The sequence below is a fragment of the Microbacterium allomyrinae genome, assembly GCF_020682705.1.
Classification (GTDB): domain Bacteria; phylum Actinomycetota; class Actinomycetes; order Actinomycetales; family Microbacteriaceae; genus Microbacterium; species Microbacterium allomyrinae.
The window spans coordinates 1-13,931 of record NZ_JAGTTN010000008.1 but is presented as its reverse complement, the minus strand read 5'-3'; the positions used below and the strand labels follow the sequence as shown (position 1 = coordinate 13,931).

Genomic DNA, 13,931 nt, shown 5'->3' with positions numbered 1-13,931 from the left:
AGCGGGTCATTCGGCGAGGACGAATGCGCCGTCCTCGATCACGAGTGCGTACTGGTCCGCGTCGACGATCCGACGGTTGTCGGCGAAGGTGATCGGGCCGTACAGGATCGTCGCGAAGTCCTCGCCCGTCACCAGCGCGTCGCGCAGGCTCTGGCGATCGAGCTCGCCCTCGTCGGCCGCGGAGGCCGCCGCGGTCGCCACGATGTTCAGGGCGTCATAGGCGCGGATCGCGTAGTCCGAAGGGGTCTCGACGTCGTACTCGGCGGCGAAGTCCGTGATGAACTGCTGCACCGCCTCGTCGGGGTTCTCGGGCGTGAAGTAGCTGAGGGTCTGCACGCCCTCGGCCGCGTCGCCGGCCAGCTCGATGAACTGCTGGTTGTAGATCGAGCTGATTCCCACGATCGGCACGTCGATGCCGAGCTCACGGGCCTGCGCCGTGATGAGGGCGCCGTCGGCAGCGTACGAGATCAGCACGATCACCTCGGGGTTCTCGGCCTGGGCGGCGAGCAGCAGCGGACGGAAGTCGGTGCTCTCGGGGTTGTAGCCGGTGGCGTACACCTCTTCGAGGCCCGCCTCCTCGGCGCCCTCGGAGAAGAAGCCGTGGGTGTTCAGGCCCCAGTCGGTGTCGTGATAGAAGACCGCGGCGGTCGACCCCTGCTCGGCAGCGAACGCCGCGAGGCGAGGCGCCTCGTACTCCTGCGAGACCCACGTCGCGAAGATGAAGTCGCCCGGATCGGTGACGGTGGAGGCGGATGCCGAGAACGCGAACTGCGTGAGACCGGCCGCCTGGTAGATCGGGCTCGCGGCGGCGGTCGCCGGTGTGCCGAAGTCGCCGAGCACGGCGAGGATCGACGCGTCGTCGACGAACTTCTGGGCGACGGCGGGCGCCTGAGCCGGGTCGGCCTGGGTGTCTTCGTAGACCAGCTCGACATCACGGCCGTCGACGCCGCCTGCCTCGTTGATCTGAGCGAGCGCGAGCTCGAAGCCCTGCTCGAAGTACTCGCCGTACTGGGCCTGGTCGCCGGTCTGCGGCAGCGCGACGCCGAAGCGGACGGGCTCGGTGGAGCCTTCGGAGCCGGAGCCGGAGCCGGCATCTGGGGAGGGAGTGCTGCAGGCCGCGAGGACGAGGACGAGAGCGGCGGTGCCGGCAAGGGCGGCGGCGCGACGGATCGTGGGCATTGCTGTGCTCCTGGCTTTTCGGGTGAAGTCGGGTGACGGAGGCGGAGCGCGGACGTACCGCTCGGCATCCGCCTCCCACGCTAGGGATGAATGACGGAATCCATCCAGGTGAATCGACGCACGCCGTAACACGACGTGCCGCGGAGGCCCTGCGACGGGCCCCGCTGACAGGATGAGAGCGAGAGAGGGAACCCGTGGACGACCAGACCCGAGCCGTGCCCGCGATCGCGATCATCGGCGCGAGCGTGCGCGGCACGTCGATCCTGGAACGCGTGCTCGCGAGCGCTCCCGAACTGTCGGACGGGCCGCTCGCCATCCATCTCATCGACCCGTTCCCGCCGGGCTCGGGGCGGATCTGGCGAGCCGGGCAGGCCGAGCAGCTCGTGATGAACACGGTCGCCGCGCAGTCCACCCTGTTCACCGACGCGAGCCTCACGTGCGAGGGACCCGTCCGGCCCGGACCATCGCTCGCCGACTGGTGCCGTCGCGTGACAGCCGACCCCGATTCCGCCGCCGACCTGCCGCCCGCCGTGCGCGCGGAGGCTTCCCGGACGGTCGATCACTCCAACCCGTCGCGTCTTCTGTACGGGTACTACCTGCGCTGGTGCCTCGAACGGATCGCCGCCTCGGCGCCCGCATCCGTCGACCTGCACGTGCATCGCGGTCGGGCCGTCGATCTGCGCCGCACCGGCGACGGATGGATGGTGCACCTCGACGACGGTGCGACCCTGGCCGCGGCGGCGGTCGTGCTCGCCGTCGGCTGGCTCCCTCGCGACGACGTCGTGCCGCACCCGCGCGTCGTGGCGCCGGGCAACCCGATCGACCAGGATCTCTCCGACGTGGCCGCCGGCACCGCGGTCGGGATCCGCGGACTCGGGATGGGCTTCTTCGACACCGTGAGCCAACTCACCGAGCAGCGCGGCGGGCGATTCGTGTCGGACGCCGGCGCGGTACGGTACGAGGCGTCCGGCGCAGAACCGCTGATCGTCGGCGCCTCGCGCCGCGGTGTGCCGTACCGGGCGAAGCCGGACTTCGGGGCACCCCCGTTCTTCCCCGAGCAGCGGATCCTCCGCGCCGCATTGGCGGGACTGCGTGCGCGTCGTCCCGTGGACTTCACTCGTGAGGTGCTGCCGCTCATCCAGCGCGACGCGCTCGTCGACTACTACCGTGCGCTCGACCGGGTCTCGCCGGGCGCCGTCGTCGACCTCGAAGGGCTCATCCGAGGACTCGGAGATCCGCGGATGGATGCCGAAACGCTCGTCGCGCGACACGTCTCCGACCCCGCGCAGAGGCTTTCGCTCGCCGACGCCGCCGACCCGCTGGCGCGCGCCGCGCCCGCTCGCCCGGATCCCGACGCCCCGGATGTGGGTGCGGTGGTGGCCGAGGCCGTCCGCCGTGATGCGGACGAGGCGGCCCGCGGTCTCGACAGCCCGCTGAAGCTCGCGCTCCATTCGTATGCGGCGGCGCGCGGCGCGGTGATCGCTCTCGTCGAGTTCGGCGGCCTCACCGCGAGTTCGTTCGCGGCTTACCGCGAGTACCTCGCCATCGCGGCATCGTTCGGAAGCGGCCCGCCGCTTTTCCGCGCACGGCAGCTTCTCGCGCTTCATGCGGCCGGGATCGTCCGCTTCGCGGGGCCTCTCGATCGGGTCGACGTCAGCGACGGCCACGTGACGCTGCGACCGCGCTCCGGGCGGCCGGTTCCGACGGCGGTCCTCGTCGAGGCGTGGCTGCCGACGCCCAGCGTCGAGCGCACCTCCGACCCGCTGCTCCGGTCGCTCGTCACCCAGGGTGCGGCGCGCAGCTGGCGCTTCGCCGACGGCACGCCCTCCGACGCACTCGACGTGCGCCCCTCCGACGGCGCCGTGATCGGCGCGGCGGGCGAGCCGGTTCCCGGCCTCTTCTCGGTCGGCGTGCCGCACGAGGACATCCGCGTCTTCACCATCATCGCGCCGGTTCCCGGCACCGACTCTTCGGTGCTTCGGGAGACGGATGCCGCGGCCCGGGCCGCACTGCGCACCGCCACCCGCGGCCGGCGCCCAGAACCCATCCGGGCTCCCGATACCGACCCGCGCCGATCATGTGCTCCGGACGAGCACACACGTCCCGCACGCAGCGAGCGTGTGCCCTCGGCGAGTGCACACGAAGCGAATACCGCGGCACTCCCCGAACCCGGGCCCGAAAGGATGACCCCATGACCGCTCATGTCCCCTACCTCGTCGTCGGCGCCGGAGCGATGGGCCTCGCGACGACGTGGCAGCTCGCCCGCCGGGGGCACTCCGTGCTCGCTCTGGAACGCTTCCCGCGCGGCCACGCGAACGGCGCATCGCACGGCGCCACGCGCAACTTCAACAACGCGTACGGCACCGACCACTACCTCGACCTGCTCGCACTCGCGCGCACCGAGTGGGATGAGCTCTCGCGCACGACGGGCGAGCCGCTGCTGCGTCTGCACGGCCTCGTCACGCACGGCGACGATGACACGGTCACCCGTGTGCATGCCGCCCTGACAGCCCGCGGCGAGCGCGCAGAGGTGCTGGCGGCATCCGAAGCCGCACGGCGCTGGACGGGCATGCGGTTCGAGGGCGACGTGCTCTTCTCTCCGGATGCCGGCGTCGTTCGTGCGGCCGCCGCGCTCGAGTCGTTCGAACGCAGTGCGCGCGATCAGGGAGCAGAGGTCCGCTTCGGGCACCGCGTGCTCGAGATCGAGGAGCGCAGCGACGGCGTGCTCGTCACCGTCGACGCGGACGGCGTGCGCTACGAGGTCGCGGCCGACACGGTGGTCGTCACCGCGGGCGCGTGGAGCCGCGGCATCCTCCCCCCGTCCTTCGCCCTCCCCCGCCTGACGGTCACCGAAGAGAGTCCTGCGCACTTCGCCGCGATCTCGCCGCACGATGCCTGGCCGTCGTTCAACCACCTGCTGCCCCGCGACCGCTTTCCGGGCCACGTGTACGGCATGCCGACGCCCGGCGAGGGGATCAAGGTCGGCTTCCACCTCGTGGGCCCGGTCGTCGATCCCGACGCCCGAACCTTCCGCCCCGTGCCGTCGCTGGCTTCACGGCTGCGCGACTACGTCGAAGAGTGGATGCCGGGCCTCGCGCCTGAATCGGCGGTCGCGATCAGCTGCACCTACACCTCGACCGACAGCGAGGACTTCGTGCTCGACCGCCGTGGCCGCCTCGTCGTCGGAGCCGGGTTCTCGGGTCACGGCTTCAAGTTCACGCCCGCCGTGGGCTCCGTGCTCGCCGACCTCGCGACCGACCCGGACGCGCGCGCCGCAGAGCCCTTCCGCCTGGTCTGAGGTGCGCCCTCGCTACTCGGCCTGAGTCGCGACTCACTTCTTGTAGTTGGGCGCCTCGACGATGATCTGCACGTCGTGGGGGTGCGATTCCTTCAGGCCGGCGGCGGTGATGCGCACGAACTTGCCCTTTGCCTTGAGCTCGTCGACGGTGCGGGCGCCGACGTAGAACATCGACTGACGCAGACCACCGATGAGCTGATACGCGACCGCGGCGACGGGGCCGCGGTAGGCGACCTGGCCCTCGATGCCCTCGGGGATGAGCTTGTCGTCGCTCGGGACATCCGCCTGGAAGTAGCGGTCCTTCGAGTACGACGTCTTCTTGCCCCGCGTCTGCATCGCGCCCAGCGAGCCCATGCCGCGGTACTGCTTGAACTGCTTGCCGCCCTGGAAGACGATCTCGCCCGGCGACTCGTCGGTGCCGGCGAGGAGCGAGCCGAGCATGACGGTGTCGGCCCCGGCCACGAGCGCCTTCGCGATGTCGCCGGAGTACTGCAGACCGCCGTCGGCGATCACGGGCACTCCCGCTTCGCGGGCGGCGAGGGATGCCTCGTAGACGGCGGTGACCTGCGGCACACCGACGCCGGCCACGACGCGCGTGGTGCAGATCGAGCCCGGTCCGACGCCGACCTTGACGGCGTCCACGCCCGCGTCGATCAGGGCCTGAGCACCCTCGCGGGTGGCGACGTTGCCGCCGATGACGTCGATGTGGTCGAACGACGCATCGGCCTTGAGACGACGCACGACATCGATCACGCCGGCGGACTGCCCGTTCGCGGTGTCGACGACGATGACGTCCACGCCGGCGTCGCGCAGCGCCTCGGCGCGCTGCCAGGCGTCGCCGAAGAAGCCGATGGCCGCGCCGACGCGCAGGCGTCCCTGCTCGTCCTTGGTGGCGAGCGGGTACTTCTCGCTCTTGTCGAAGTCCTTGATGGTGATGAGTCCGGCGAGCTTGCCCTCGTCATCGATCAGCGGCAGCTTCTCGACGCGGTGCTTGGCGAACGTGGCGATGACCTCGTTGGCGCCGATGCCCACCGGTCCGGTGATCAGGCCCTCGCGCGTCATGACGTCCTTGACGAGAGTGGTCTGACGCTCGAAGCCCGAGACGAAGCGCATGTCGCGGTTGGTGACGATGCCCACGAGCCGGCCGTCCGCGTCGATGACCGGAAGGCCCGAGATGCGGTAGGTCGCGCAGAGGTCGTCGACCTCCTGGATCGTCGCATCGGGCGTCGTGGTGACCGGGTCGGTGATCATTCCCGACTCGCTGCGCTTGACGCGATCGACCATCGAGGCCTGCTCCTCGATCGAGAGATTGCGATGGATGATGCCGAGGCCGCCTTCACGAGCCATCGCGATCGCCAGACGCGCCTCGGTGACGGTGTCCATGGCGGCGGAGATGAGCGGGGTCGCGACGGTGATGCGACGGGTCAGACGCGAAGAGGTGTCCGCCTCGCTCGGGATCACATCGGTGTGCCCTGGAAGCAGCAGCACGTCGTCGTATGTCAGTCCGACGAAGCCGAAGGGGTCGTTGTGCTCCATAGGGGGTCTCCTCGCGCGCGGCGCGTTCTCTCGGGGTGGGCGACGACGGCCGGTGCGCTTGTGACGCTCCGTGATGATTCTAAGCGTCCGCAGAGTCCGTTTGTTCCCGCCTAACGCCCGCGCGTACCTCACGCGCGACCCGCGCGCACGCACAGCAGTCCACCGGCGAAATGCTCGGTTGCGATCAGATCACTTATCCACATGGTGTCGTAGGCGAAACAACGGCGACACATTACGCTCGTACCGTCGAACATCACAGCCGATGCGACCCGAGCTTCGGTCTGCGCGTGGTGCCGAACTGGAGGTTCTGTGGGTCCTGCGACTGTGACCACGAGAAGTGACCGCCGCTGGGTCATCGTGCTCTTCGGACTGCTGATGGCGGCGGCGATGGTCTTCCTGTCGGCACCGGGAGGTGCGAACGCGGCGGCAGCTGCTCCCGACACCCCGGGTGGCGACCAAGAGCAGACGGACTACTACTTCGGCGGCATCATCACGTTCGAGGACGAGCCCGTGCCCGACGTGGTCGTCGCCATCGAGGGCAACGGCTTCGAGGCCGAGACGGTGACCAACGCCGAAGGGCGCTGGCGGCTGTACGTGCCCGAGAAGGAGACCTACACGCTCACGGTCGACGAGAGCAGCCTGCCCGAAGGAGTGATCGTCGAAGGATCCTCCGCCTCGCAAGAGGTCGAGTTCGCCCTCACGAACACCAAGATCGTGAACCTCTTCCTCGGCGAAGGAGTACGTGAGACGGCGAGCCAGTTCGACCGGGTGGTGGCTCTCGTCATCAACGGCCTCAACTTCGGGCTGCTGCTGGCACTCGCCTCGATCGGCGTCTCGCTGATCTTCGGCACCACGGGCCTCACCAACTTCGCGCACGCCGAGATGGTCACCTTCGGCGCGATCGTCGCGCTCGTCTTCGGCACGTTCCTCACGTGGCCGATGTGGATCGTGATCCCGCTCGTGGTCGTGGCCGGCGCCGCCTTCGGCTGGGCCCTCGATGCGGGGCTGTGGAGACCACTGCGCCGCCGCGGGCTCGGACTCGTCCAGCTCATGATCGTGAGCATCGGCCTGTCGCTCGCGCTGCGCTACACGTTCCAGTTCTTCATCGGCGGCGGCAGCTACCAGCTGCCGGGCGCCGGCGCCTCGAAGATCCGCATCATCGGTCCGGTCAGCCTGTCGATCATCGACATGGTCTCGATGGGCATCAGCGTGATCGTCATCATCGCGGTGGCGTTCTGGCTGCTGCGCACGCGTGTCGGCAAGGCCACACGCGCCATCTCCGACAACCCCAGTCTCGCCGCGGCTTCGGGAATCGACGTCGACGGGGTCATCCGGATCGTGTGGATGATGTCCGCGGCGCTGGCAGCGCTGGCGGGCATCCTCTGGGCGTACTTCCGTCCCGGCGTGCGCTGGGACATGGGTGTGCAGATCCTGCTGCTCATCTTCGCCGCCGTGACGCTGGGTGGTCTCGGCACCGCCTTCGGCGCCCTCGTCGGCTCCCTCATCGTGGGCCTGCTCGTCGAGATCTCGACGCTGTGGCTGCCTCCCGACCTCAAGTACGTGGGCGCTCTCGCCGTGCTCATCCTGGTGCTGCTGGTCAGACCTCAGGGCATCCTGGGCCGCAAAGAACGAGTGGGATAGGGGCCGCGACATGGATTGGGGACAGATCTTCAACAACACCGCGAGCTGGTTCCTGCAGCCGACGACCATCGCCTACGCGCTGGCTGCGACCGGACTCGCCGTCCACTTCGGATACGGGGGACTTCTCAACTTCGGAATGGCCGGCTTCATGGCCATCGGAGCGTACTCGTACGCGATCTCGATCCTGAGCTTCGGGCTGCCCTGGTGGGTCGGCATCCTGATCGGCATGCTCGGCGCCGTCGCCTTCGCCTTCGTGCTGGGCATCCCGACCCTGCGCCTTCGTGCGGACTATCTGGCCATCGTGACGATCGCCGCGGCCGAGATCGTTCGCCTGCTGTTCACGACCACGATCTTCGACGCGTACACCAACTCGGCCGACGGTCTCGGCGGGTACCACGCCGGCTTCCGCGCGGCGAATCCGTTCCCCGAAGGCACCTACGGCTTCGGTCCGTGGACCTGGAACGCCGACCAGCTCTGGGTGCGCGTGTTCGGCCTGATCCTGCTCGCGATCGCGGTCTACCTGGTGTGGGCCCTGATGCGCAGCCCCTGGGGCCGTGTGCTCAAGGGCATCCGCGAGGACGAGGACGCCGTGCGCTCGCTCGGCAAGAACGTGTTCGCGTACAAGATGCAGGCGCTCATCATCGGCGGCATCTTCGGCGCTCTGGGCGGCGTGGTCTTCGCGCTCCCCTCGGCGGTGATCCCGGCGACGTACACGACATCGCTGACGTTCTTCCTCTGGACGATCCTGCTCCTCGGCGGCGCGGCGACCGTGTTCGGGCCGGCGGTCGGATCCGTCATCTTCTGGGTGATCATGGCTTTCCTCGACAACGTCCTTCCGGCGCTGGCGAGCGAGGGCATCCTGCCCATGACGCCGATCCAGGCCGGCATCCTGCGATTCATCCTCGTCGGCGTCGCGCTCATGCTCATCGTCATCTTCCGCCCGCAGGGCATCTTCGGAAACAAGAGGGAGCTGACCTTTGTCAAGTAACCCGCCCAGCAGTACGCCCGACAGCACGCCCGAGACGGGCTCCGTCCCCCTCGTGACCGGGTCGATCCGGCGACCGAAGACGACCGGTCTCGCCAAAGGAGATGCGGTACCCGGCGTCGCCAAGACCGATCCCATCCTCATCGCCGATCACGTGACGCGCCGCTTCGGTGGGCTCACGGCCGTGGACGTCGACCACATCGAGATCCCGCGCGGAGCCATCACCGCGCTCATCGGCCCCAACGGCGCCGGCAAGACCACGCTGTTCAACCTTCTGTGCGGCTTCGACAAGCCGAACTCCGGCACGTGGTCGTTCGACGGCAAGCAGCTGTCGGGCATCCCGTCGTTCAAGGTGGCCCGCATGGGTCAGGTGCGCACGTTCCAGCTGACCAAGTCGCTGTCGCTGCTCACGGTGCTCGAGAACATGAAGCTCGGCGCGACCGCCCAGAAGGGCGAGAACATCTGGGCGAGCATCATTCCCGCCATCTGGCGCCGGCAGGACGACTCGAACGAAGACAAGGCGATGGAGCTGCTCCGGCGCTTCAAGCTCGACACGAAGGCCGAGGACTACGCCGCCTCGTTGTCGGGCGGCCAGCGCAAGCTCCTCGAGATGGCACGCGCCCTGATGAGCGATCCCACGCTGGTCATGCTCGACGAGCCGATGGCCGGCGTGAACCCGGCGCTCACCGAATCGCTGCTCGACCACATCCTCGACCTCAAGGATCTCGGCATGACGGTCCTGTTCGTCGAGCACGACATGCATATGGTGCGCCACATCGCCGACTGGGTGGTCGTGATGGCCGAGGGCAAGGTGGTCGCAGAAGGCCCGCCCGACTCGGTGATGGAGGATCAGGCGGTCATCGACGCCTACCTCGGCAGCCATCAGGACGTCGACCTCGGCGTGGTCACCGGCCGCGTCGCCGGCGAACTCGACTCGGCCGCCGTCGAACTGCTCGAAGAGATCAAAGAGGCCGAGCAAGCCTCGATCGCCGAGGCCGAGGAGGAGACCAAGTGAGCGACTCAGGAACCGGATTCGGCGCGACGGGCGCGGCTGTCCGGGCAGAGGGCAAGACCGACCGCGTCGTCGTCGAGATCACGGACCTCTTCGCCGGCTACCTCCCCGGCATCAACATCATCAACGGCGCGAATCTCGTCGCCCACAAGGGCGAGCTCATCGGCATCATCGGGCCCAACGGCGCGGGTAAGTCGACGCTCCTGAAGTCGATCTTCGGCATGGTCAAGGTGCGTTCGGGAGAGGTCACCGTCGACGGAGAGAGCGTCGTGGGCCTCAAGTCCGACAAGCTCGTCCAGCGCGGCGTCGGCTACGTCCCGCAGACCAACAACGTGTTCCCCTCGCTCACGATCGAAGAGAACCTGCAGATGGGCCTCTTCCAGGCGCCCAAGACCTACAACGAGCGTCTGGAGTTCGTCACGAGCATCTTCGCCGAACTCGGCAAGCGCCTGAAGCAGCGCGCGGGCTCGCTCTCCGGCGGCGAACGTCAGATGGTCGCCATGTCTCGGGCGCTCATGATGGATCCGTCGGTGCTCCTCCTCGACGAGCCGTCAGCCGGTCTGTCGCCCGTCCGTCAGGACGACGCCTTCATCCGCGTCTCCGACATCAACAAGGCAGGCGTGACGACCATCATGGTGGAGCAGAACGCTCGCCGGTGCCTTCAGATCTGCGACCGCGGCTACGTGCTCGACCAAGGCCGCGATGCCTACCACGGCACGGGCCGCGAGCTGCTCAACGATCCCAAGGTCATCGGCCTGTACCTCGGAACGCTGGGCGCCGAAGACCACTGACATCGCGGGCACGCGCAGAACGGCCCGAGAGCGGATGCTGCGGCATCCGCTCTCCTTCTTGCTCAACGGCATCCCGTCGACATGTCGACTTGCCGGCGCCGGCGCCGGCGAGTGAGCAGCAGCCGCAACGCCAGAGGGCCCCGGATCGCTCCGGGGCCCTCTGTCATGAGACCGTCAGGTCAGTTGATGCGGACGTGCGTGTTGTCGGCGCCGTACTCGAAGATGCCGATCGACGCCTCGGTGGGGTCACCGTTCTCGTCGAAGGTGACTGCTCCCGAGTAGCCGTCGTAGTCGGCCGTGCCGCCACCGAGGATGATCTCGGCGCAGTCGGCGAACGAGGTGCACTTCTCACCGTCGCCCGAGCCGCCGGAGACTTCCTGGAGGTTGGCGGCGATGTCGGCCGGGTCGCTCGAGTTGGCCGCGAGGGCCGCGAGCGCGAGGAGCACGACGGCGTCGTACGACTCGGCGGCGTAATTGAGGTCGGCGAGCTCGTCGTTGCCTTCACCCGTCCACCAGCCGTTGAGGCGCTCGATGAAGTCGTCTTCGAGCGCGGGTCCGGGCTGGGTGCCCTTGGAGCCCTCGATGCTGACGGGCATGTCGGCACCCCACTGGCTCGTGTTGCCGTCGACGAAGTAGAAGTTGCCGGCGTCGAAGCCTTCGGCCACGACGGCGGGAACGATCGTCGAAGTCTCGACGAAGCCGATCACGGCGATGGCGTCGGGGTTCTCGGCGAGAACCGCGCTGACCTGTGCGTCGAACGTCGTGTCGGTGGCGTTGTAGGCCTGGCTGGCCACGACCTCACCACCGGCTGCCTCGAAGTTCTCGGTCAGGGCCGCCTCGAGACCCGTGCCGTACGCGTCGTTGAGGTAGATGATGCCGAGCGTCTGATGCCCGTCCTCTGCGATCAGGTTGCCGAGCACCTCGCCCTGCAGCAGGTCGCTGGGGGCGGTGCGCCAGTACAGGCCGTTGTCGTCCCACGTGGTGAAGTCGGGCGACGTGTTCGCCGGCGAGAACGTGATGACGCCCGACGAGACCGCCTCGTCGAGGAACAGCTTCGTGACGCCGGACGATGCGGCGCCGATGAGGGCCTGAACGCCATTGCCGAGAAGGCGCGGGACGGTGGTCTCGTACGCCTTGTTGTCGGGGTCGCCCGAGTCGCCGAACTCGACGTCGACCGTCACGCCCAGCTCTGCCTCGTTGATGTCTGCCACGGCGAGCCCGACGCCGGCCTCTTCGGGGGGGCCGAGGAAGGCGAGAGCACCGGTCTGCGGCAGCACCGTTCCGATGCTGAGCGAGAGGTCCTCGCGGTCCTCCGTGGTGGGGGGCGCACTGGTCTCGCCGCCCGTACCGCCGCCGGTGCAACCGGCGAGGACGAGGGCGCTGGCGCCGGCGAGCGCGATGCCACCGAGGACGGTGGTCTTACGCGAGCGGGTGAAGACGCTCATGTTGCTCCTTGCTGTGTATGGACGCGGGAACGGCTCGGGCGCCGACCCAGTGCCCCAAACCTAACCGCGTGGAGGGCTCGCCAATGTTGCCATTCGTTAACGATGTGTAACGGGTGAACCCTCAGGCCCGACCGGGGTCGGAGCCTCCCCTGTTTCAAGCCACGCCAACGGATATCCGGTCGCCAGAGCGAACGCTTTCAGGTCCCGCGAGCGGGGACGGTTGTGGCCGTTGATCCACGCGCTCACGGTATTCCGCGAGACCTCGAGGCGCTCGGCCAGCTCCTGCACGCTGAGACCCGATCGGCGGCTCGCGAGCCACATGCGGTCGGAAAAGTCGAGAGAGAACTTTGGATCAACAATGGGCTGCATCGACATATGGGGAGTCTGGCAGAACGCCCCATCTAGTGCAATGAATGACGACGTGACACGCCCATAAGTCCGACAATGCCAGAGTTTCCGCTCTGGATCGTGCAATGTCAGACATATGGAAACACCCGATTTGATCGGAAGCGCCGAAACGGCGCGGATGCTCGGCGTTCAGCGCTCGACCGTCACGCGCCGCGTTGCAGCCGGCGCGCTGGCCCCGCTTGTGATTGTGCCCGGATACCGCGGCGACTTCCTCTTCGACCGTGCCGAGATCGAGGCGCGCGCGGAGCAGCAGTCGTGAGCGTCGAGAGCCTGGCGATCGTCCTGCATCATTCTCGAGCTAAAGGAACCGCCAAGCTCGTCCTTCTCGGCATCGCGAATCACGATGGTGACGGCGGTTCGTGGCCCACCGTGGCCACGCTGGCGAAGTACGGAAACTGCAGCGTCAGCCAGGTGCAGCGCAGCGTCATCGAGCTTGAACGGCTCAGCGAGATCCGCCGCTATGTGCAGGCGGGCGGCGATCACCGCTACGCCGAGCACCAGCGCCCGAACCGCTACTCGCTGCTGCTGCGATGCCCGTCCGATTGCGACCGTTCGAGCCAGCACCGCACCCGCAACGAGGCGCAGCGGATTCTCGACCTCGAGCCGGAGCAGCTGGCCGGTTTGGCTGATCCTGACCCGGTCGCACCCACGCGACCCCCTGTGGATAACTACGGGTCGCACCCACGCGGCCCGGTCGCACCCACGCGACCGGCCCCGGTCGCACCCATGCGACCCAAACCACCCTTAGAACCAGTTACTCACCTCTCAGAGAGAAGCCCGAGTAATCGCGCGCGAGCGACGAACGCCGTGTGGGCAAACGAACGATGCCCCGGCAACTGGCAGCACGCGACCCACCAGCTCGGTCGTCATGGCAAGTGCGCGCACTGCCACGAGACGCCCGTCTACGCCGACAACCGAACGGGAGAGATCGCATGAGCCTCACACTGGATTGCCGAGACGGGCAGCACCTCGCGTGCGCCGAGTCGGGTGTCTGCTGCTGCGAGTGCCACGAGCTGCACACCCGCGAAGCACCGCTCACCGAGCAGGAGCGCATCGACCTCGCCCACGATTGGGCGCTGCTGGTCTGGGGCGAGCCGCAGCCGAACGAGGACGATGCGCCGATCGCGCGGCACGCGGCCCAGCCGCGCGGCCTGGCACGGCTAATGAGTGACCCGACATGGCGAGTCAATCTCGCAGCCGCCGGCGGGTGCGTGGCCGGCATGGTCACCGTCACCGTCGCGGTACTCGCCTGGACGGTCACCCGATGAGCCGGCCCACGCTCGCGCAGGTGTCGTGCGTCGAGCTGCTGCTGGATCTCATCACGCTCACCGAGGACACCATCCCGCTGATGATCACCGCCGCCGACGTCGCCGACGCCCGCGAAGTGATCACCGCGACGCAGACCCTCGTGGTCCTGGTCGACGGGCACGAGTCCTGGATCGACCAGGCCCTCGCGTTCGACCTCGAAGCGACCGCGACCGTCAAGGCCGCGCTCGAGCGGGCGGTGCTCCGATGATCGACACCCTGCCCGCGTGGTTCTGGATCCCGGCATCCGTCGTGCTCTGGGGCTACCTCATCGCCGACGCGATCGCGCGCCGGCTCAACCGAAGGAGAGACATGCAGACCATCGTCATCG

General features: G+C 68.3%; 14 protein-coding genes. 10 read left to right on the top strand and 4 right to left on the bottom strand.

All coding sequences use genetic code 11. The annotated features are described in order from the left end of the window. Positions 1–6 precede the first annotated feature (6 nt). A complete protein-coding gene (locus tag KEC57_RS17095; RefSeq protein ID WP_229385905.1) occupies positions 7–1,179 on the bottom strand; it encodes an ABC transporter substrate-binding protein in 1,173 nt (390 codons plus the stop codon). A 194-nt stretch (positions 1,180–1,373) separates the two neighbouring features. On the opposite strand from KEC57_RS17095, the gene KEC57_RS17090 reads away from it, so the two are divergent. Together KEC57_RS17090 and KEC57_RS17085 are read left to right on the top strand one after the other, a co-directional pair. Beyond that, positions 1,374–3,374 carry an FAD/NAD(P)-binding protein gene (locus KEC57_RS17090; protein ID WP_229385904.1) on the top strand — a complete coding sequence of 667 codons (2,001 nt, stop codon included), beginning with the start codon at positions 1,374–1,376 and terminating at the stop codon, positions 3,372–3,374. Continuing rightward, positions 3,371–4,477 carry an FAD-dependent oxidoreductase gene (locus tag KEC57_RS17085; RefSeq protein ID WP_229385903.1) on the top strand — a complete coding sequence of 369 codons (1,107 nt, stop codon included), beginning with the start codon at positions 3,371–3,373 and terminating at the stop codon, positions 4,475–4,477. Before KEC57_RS17090 ends, KEC57_RS17085 begins: the two co-directional genes overlap by 4 nt. 33 nt (positions 4,478–4,510) lie before the next feature. Here KEC57_RS17085 and guaB read toward each other — a convergent pair whose 3' ends face one another. Next, entirely contained in the window at positions 4,511–6,013 is a 1,503-nt protein-coding gene (gene guaB / locus KEC57_RS17080) for an IMP dehydrogenase (protein ID WP_229385902.1), read from the bottom strand. Between the two features lie 375 nt (positions 6,014–6,388). Here guaB and KEC57_RS17075 point away from each other — a divergent pair, with 375 nt between their 5' ends. The 4 genes from KEC57_RS17075 to KEC57_RS17060 all read left to right on the top strand — a co-directional run bounded on the left by KEC57_RS17075 (position 6,389) and on the right by KEC57_RS17060 (position 10,442). Further along, the gene (locus tag KEC57_RS17075) at positions 6,389–7,654 is read left to right on the top strand and encodes a branched-chain amino acid ABC transporter permease (protein WP_229386003.1); all 1,266 of its coding nucleotides are present in this window, start codon (positions 6,389–6,391) and stop codon (positions 7,652–7,654) included. 10 nt (positions 7,655–7,664) lie between these two features. Beyond that, positions 7,665–8,642, top strand: a complete 978-nt coding sequence (locus KEC57_RS17070) for a branched-chain amino acid ABC transporter permease (protein WP_229385901.1) — start codon at positions 7,665–7,667, stop codon at positions 8,640–8,642. Positions 8,643–8,694: 52 nt separating this feature from the next. Next, complete coding sequence (locus KEC57_RS17065; protein ID WP_229385900.1) at positions 8,695–9,654, top strand: ABC transporter ATP-binding protein; 960 nt, start codon at positions 8,695–8,697, stop codon at positions 9,652–9,654. Positions 9,655–9,731: 77 nt separating this feature from the next. Beyond that, positions 9,732–10,442 carry an ABC transporter ATP-binding protein gene (locus tag KEC57_RS17060; protein WP_229386002.1) on the top strand — a complete coding sequence of 237 codons (711 nt, stop codon included), beginning with the start codon at positions 9,732–9,734 and terminating at the stop codon, positions 10,440–10,442. A gap of 179 nt (positions 10,443–10,621) precedes the next feature. Here the strand turns inward: KEC57_RS17060 and KEC57_RS17055 are convergent, their stop codons facing one another. Continuing rightward, the gene (locus tag KEC57_RS17055; RefSeq protein WP_229385899.1) at positions 10,622–11,887 is read right to left on the bottom strand and encodes an ABC transporter substrate-binding protein; all 1,266 of its coding nucleotides are present in this window, start codon (positions 11,885–11,887) and stop codon (positions 10,622–10,624) included. Positions 11,888–11,983: 96 nt separating this feature from the next. After that, complete coding sequence (locus tag KEC57_RS19195; protein WP_372457098.1) at positions 11,984–12,208, bottom strand: helix-turn-helix domain-containing protein; 225 nt, start codon at positions 12,206–12,208, stop codon at positions 11,984–11,986. 163 nt (positions 12,209–12,371) lie between these two features. Between KEC57_RS19195 and KEC57_RS17050 the strand changes: the two genes are divergently transcribed. The 4 genes from KEC57_RS17050 to KEC57_RS17035 are packed head-to-tail and all read left to right on the top strand — an operon-like array spanning position 12,372 to position 13,811. Next, positions 12,372–12,554 carry a helix-turn-helix domain-containing protein gene (locus KEC57_RS17050; protein ID WP_229385898.1) on the top strand — a complete coding sequence of 61 codons (183 nt, stop codon included), beginning with the start codon at positions 12,372–12,374 and terminating at the stop codon, positions 12,552–12,554. Beyond that, positions 12,551–13,231: a helix-turn-helix domain-containing protein gene (locus KEC57_RS17045; protein WP_229385897.1), complete on the top strand. Its 681-nt coding sequence runs from the start codon at positions 12,551–12,553 to the stop codon at positions 13,229–13,231. Before KEC57_RS17050 ends, KEC57_RS17045 begins: the two co-directional genes overlap by 4 nt. Next, complete coding sequence (locus tag KEC57_RS17040) at positions 13,228–13,563, top strand: hypothetical protein (protein ID WP_229385896.1); 336 nt, start codon at positions 13,228–13,230, stop codon at positions 13,561–13,563. Before KEC57_RS17045 ends, KEC57_RS17040 begins: the two co-directional genes overlap by 4 nt. Beyond that, entirely contained in the window at positions 13,560–13,811 is a 252-nt protein-coding gene (locus KEC57_RS17035) for a hypothetical protein (RefSeq protein WP_229385895.1), read from the top strand. Before KEC57_RS17040 ends, KEC57_RS17035 begins: the two co-directional genes overlap by 4 nt. The last annotated feature ends 120 nt before the right edge of the window (positions 13,812–13,931 follow it).

What these genes read in the sequence shown, in the direction of transcription:
- KEC57_RS17070 (WP_229385901.1), top strand. Translation starts at nt 7,665, where the DNA reads ATGGATTGGGGACAGATCTTCAACAACACCGCGAGCTGGTTCCTGCAG.
- KEC57_RS17095 (WP_229385905.1), bottom strand. Translation starts at nt 1,179, where the DNA reads ATGCCCACGATCCGTCGCGCCGCCGCCCTTGCCGGCACCGCCGCTCTC.
- guaB (WP_229385902.1), bottom strand. Translation starts at nt 6,013, where the DNA reads ATGGAGCACAACGACCCCTTCGGCTTCGTCGGACTGACATACGACGAC.
- KEC57_RS17085 (WP_229385903.1), top strand. Translation starts at nt 3,371, where the DNA reads ATGACCGCTCATGTCCCCTACCTCGTCGTCGGCGCCGGAGCGATGGGC.
- KEC57_RS17050 (WP_229385898.1), top strand. Translation starts at nt 12,372, where the DNA reads ATGGAAACACCCGATTTGATCGGAAGCGCCGAAACGGCGCGGATGCTC.
- KEC57_RS17075 (WP_229386003.1), top strand. Translation starts at nt 6,389, where the DNA reads ATGGCGGCGGCGATGGTCTTCCTGTCGGCACCGGGAGGTGCGAACGCG.
- KEC57_RS17035 (WP_229385895.1), top strand. Translation starts at nt 13,560, where the DNA reads ATGAGCCGGCCCACGCTCGCGCAGGTGTCGTGCGTCGAGCTGCTGCTG.
- KEC57_RS17040 (WP_229385896.1), top strand. Translation starts at nt 13,228, where the DNA reads ATGAGCCTCACACTGGATTGCCGAGACGGGCAGCACCTCGCGTGCGCC.
- KEC57_RS19195 (WP_372457098.1), bottom strand. Translation starts at nt 12,208, where the DNA reads ATGTGGCTCGCGAGCCGCCGATCGGGTCTCAGCGTGCAGGAGCTGGCC.
- KEC57_RS17055 (WP_229385899.1), bottom strand. Translation starts at nt 11,887, where the DNA reads ATGAGCGTCTTCACCCGCTCGCGTAAGACCACCGTCCTCGGTGGCATC.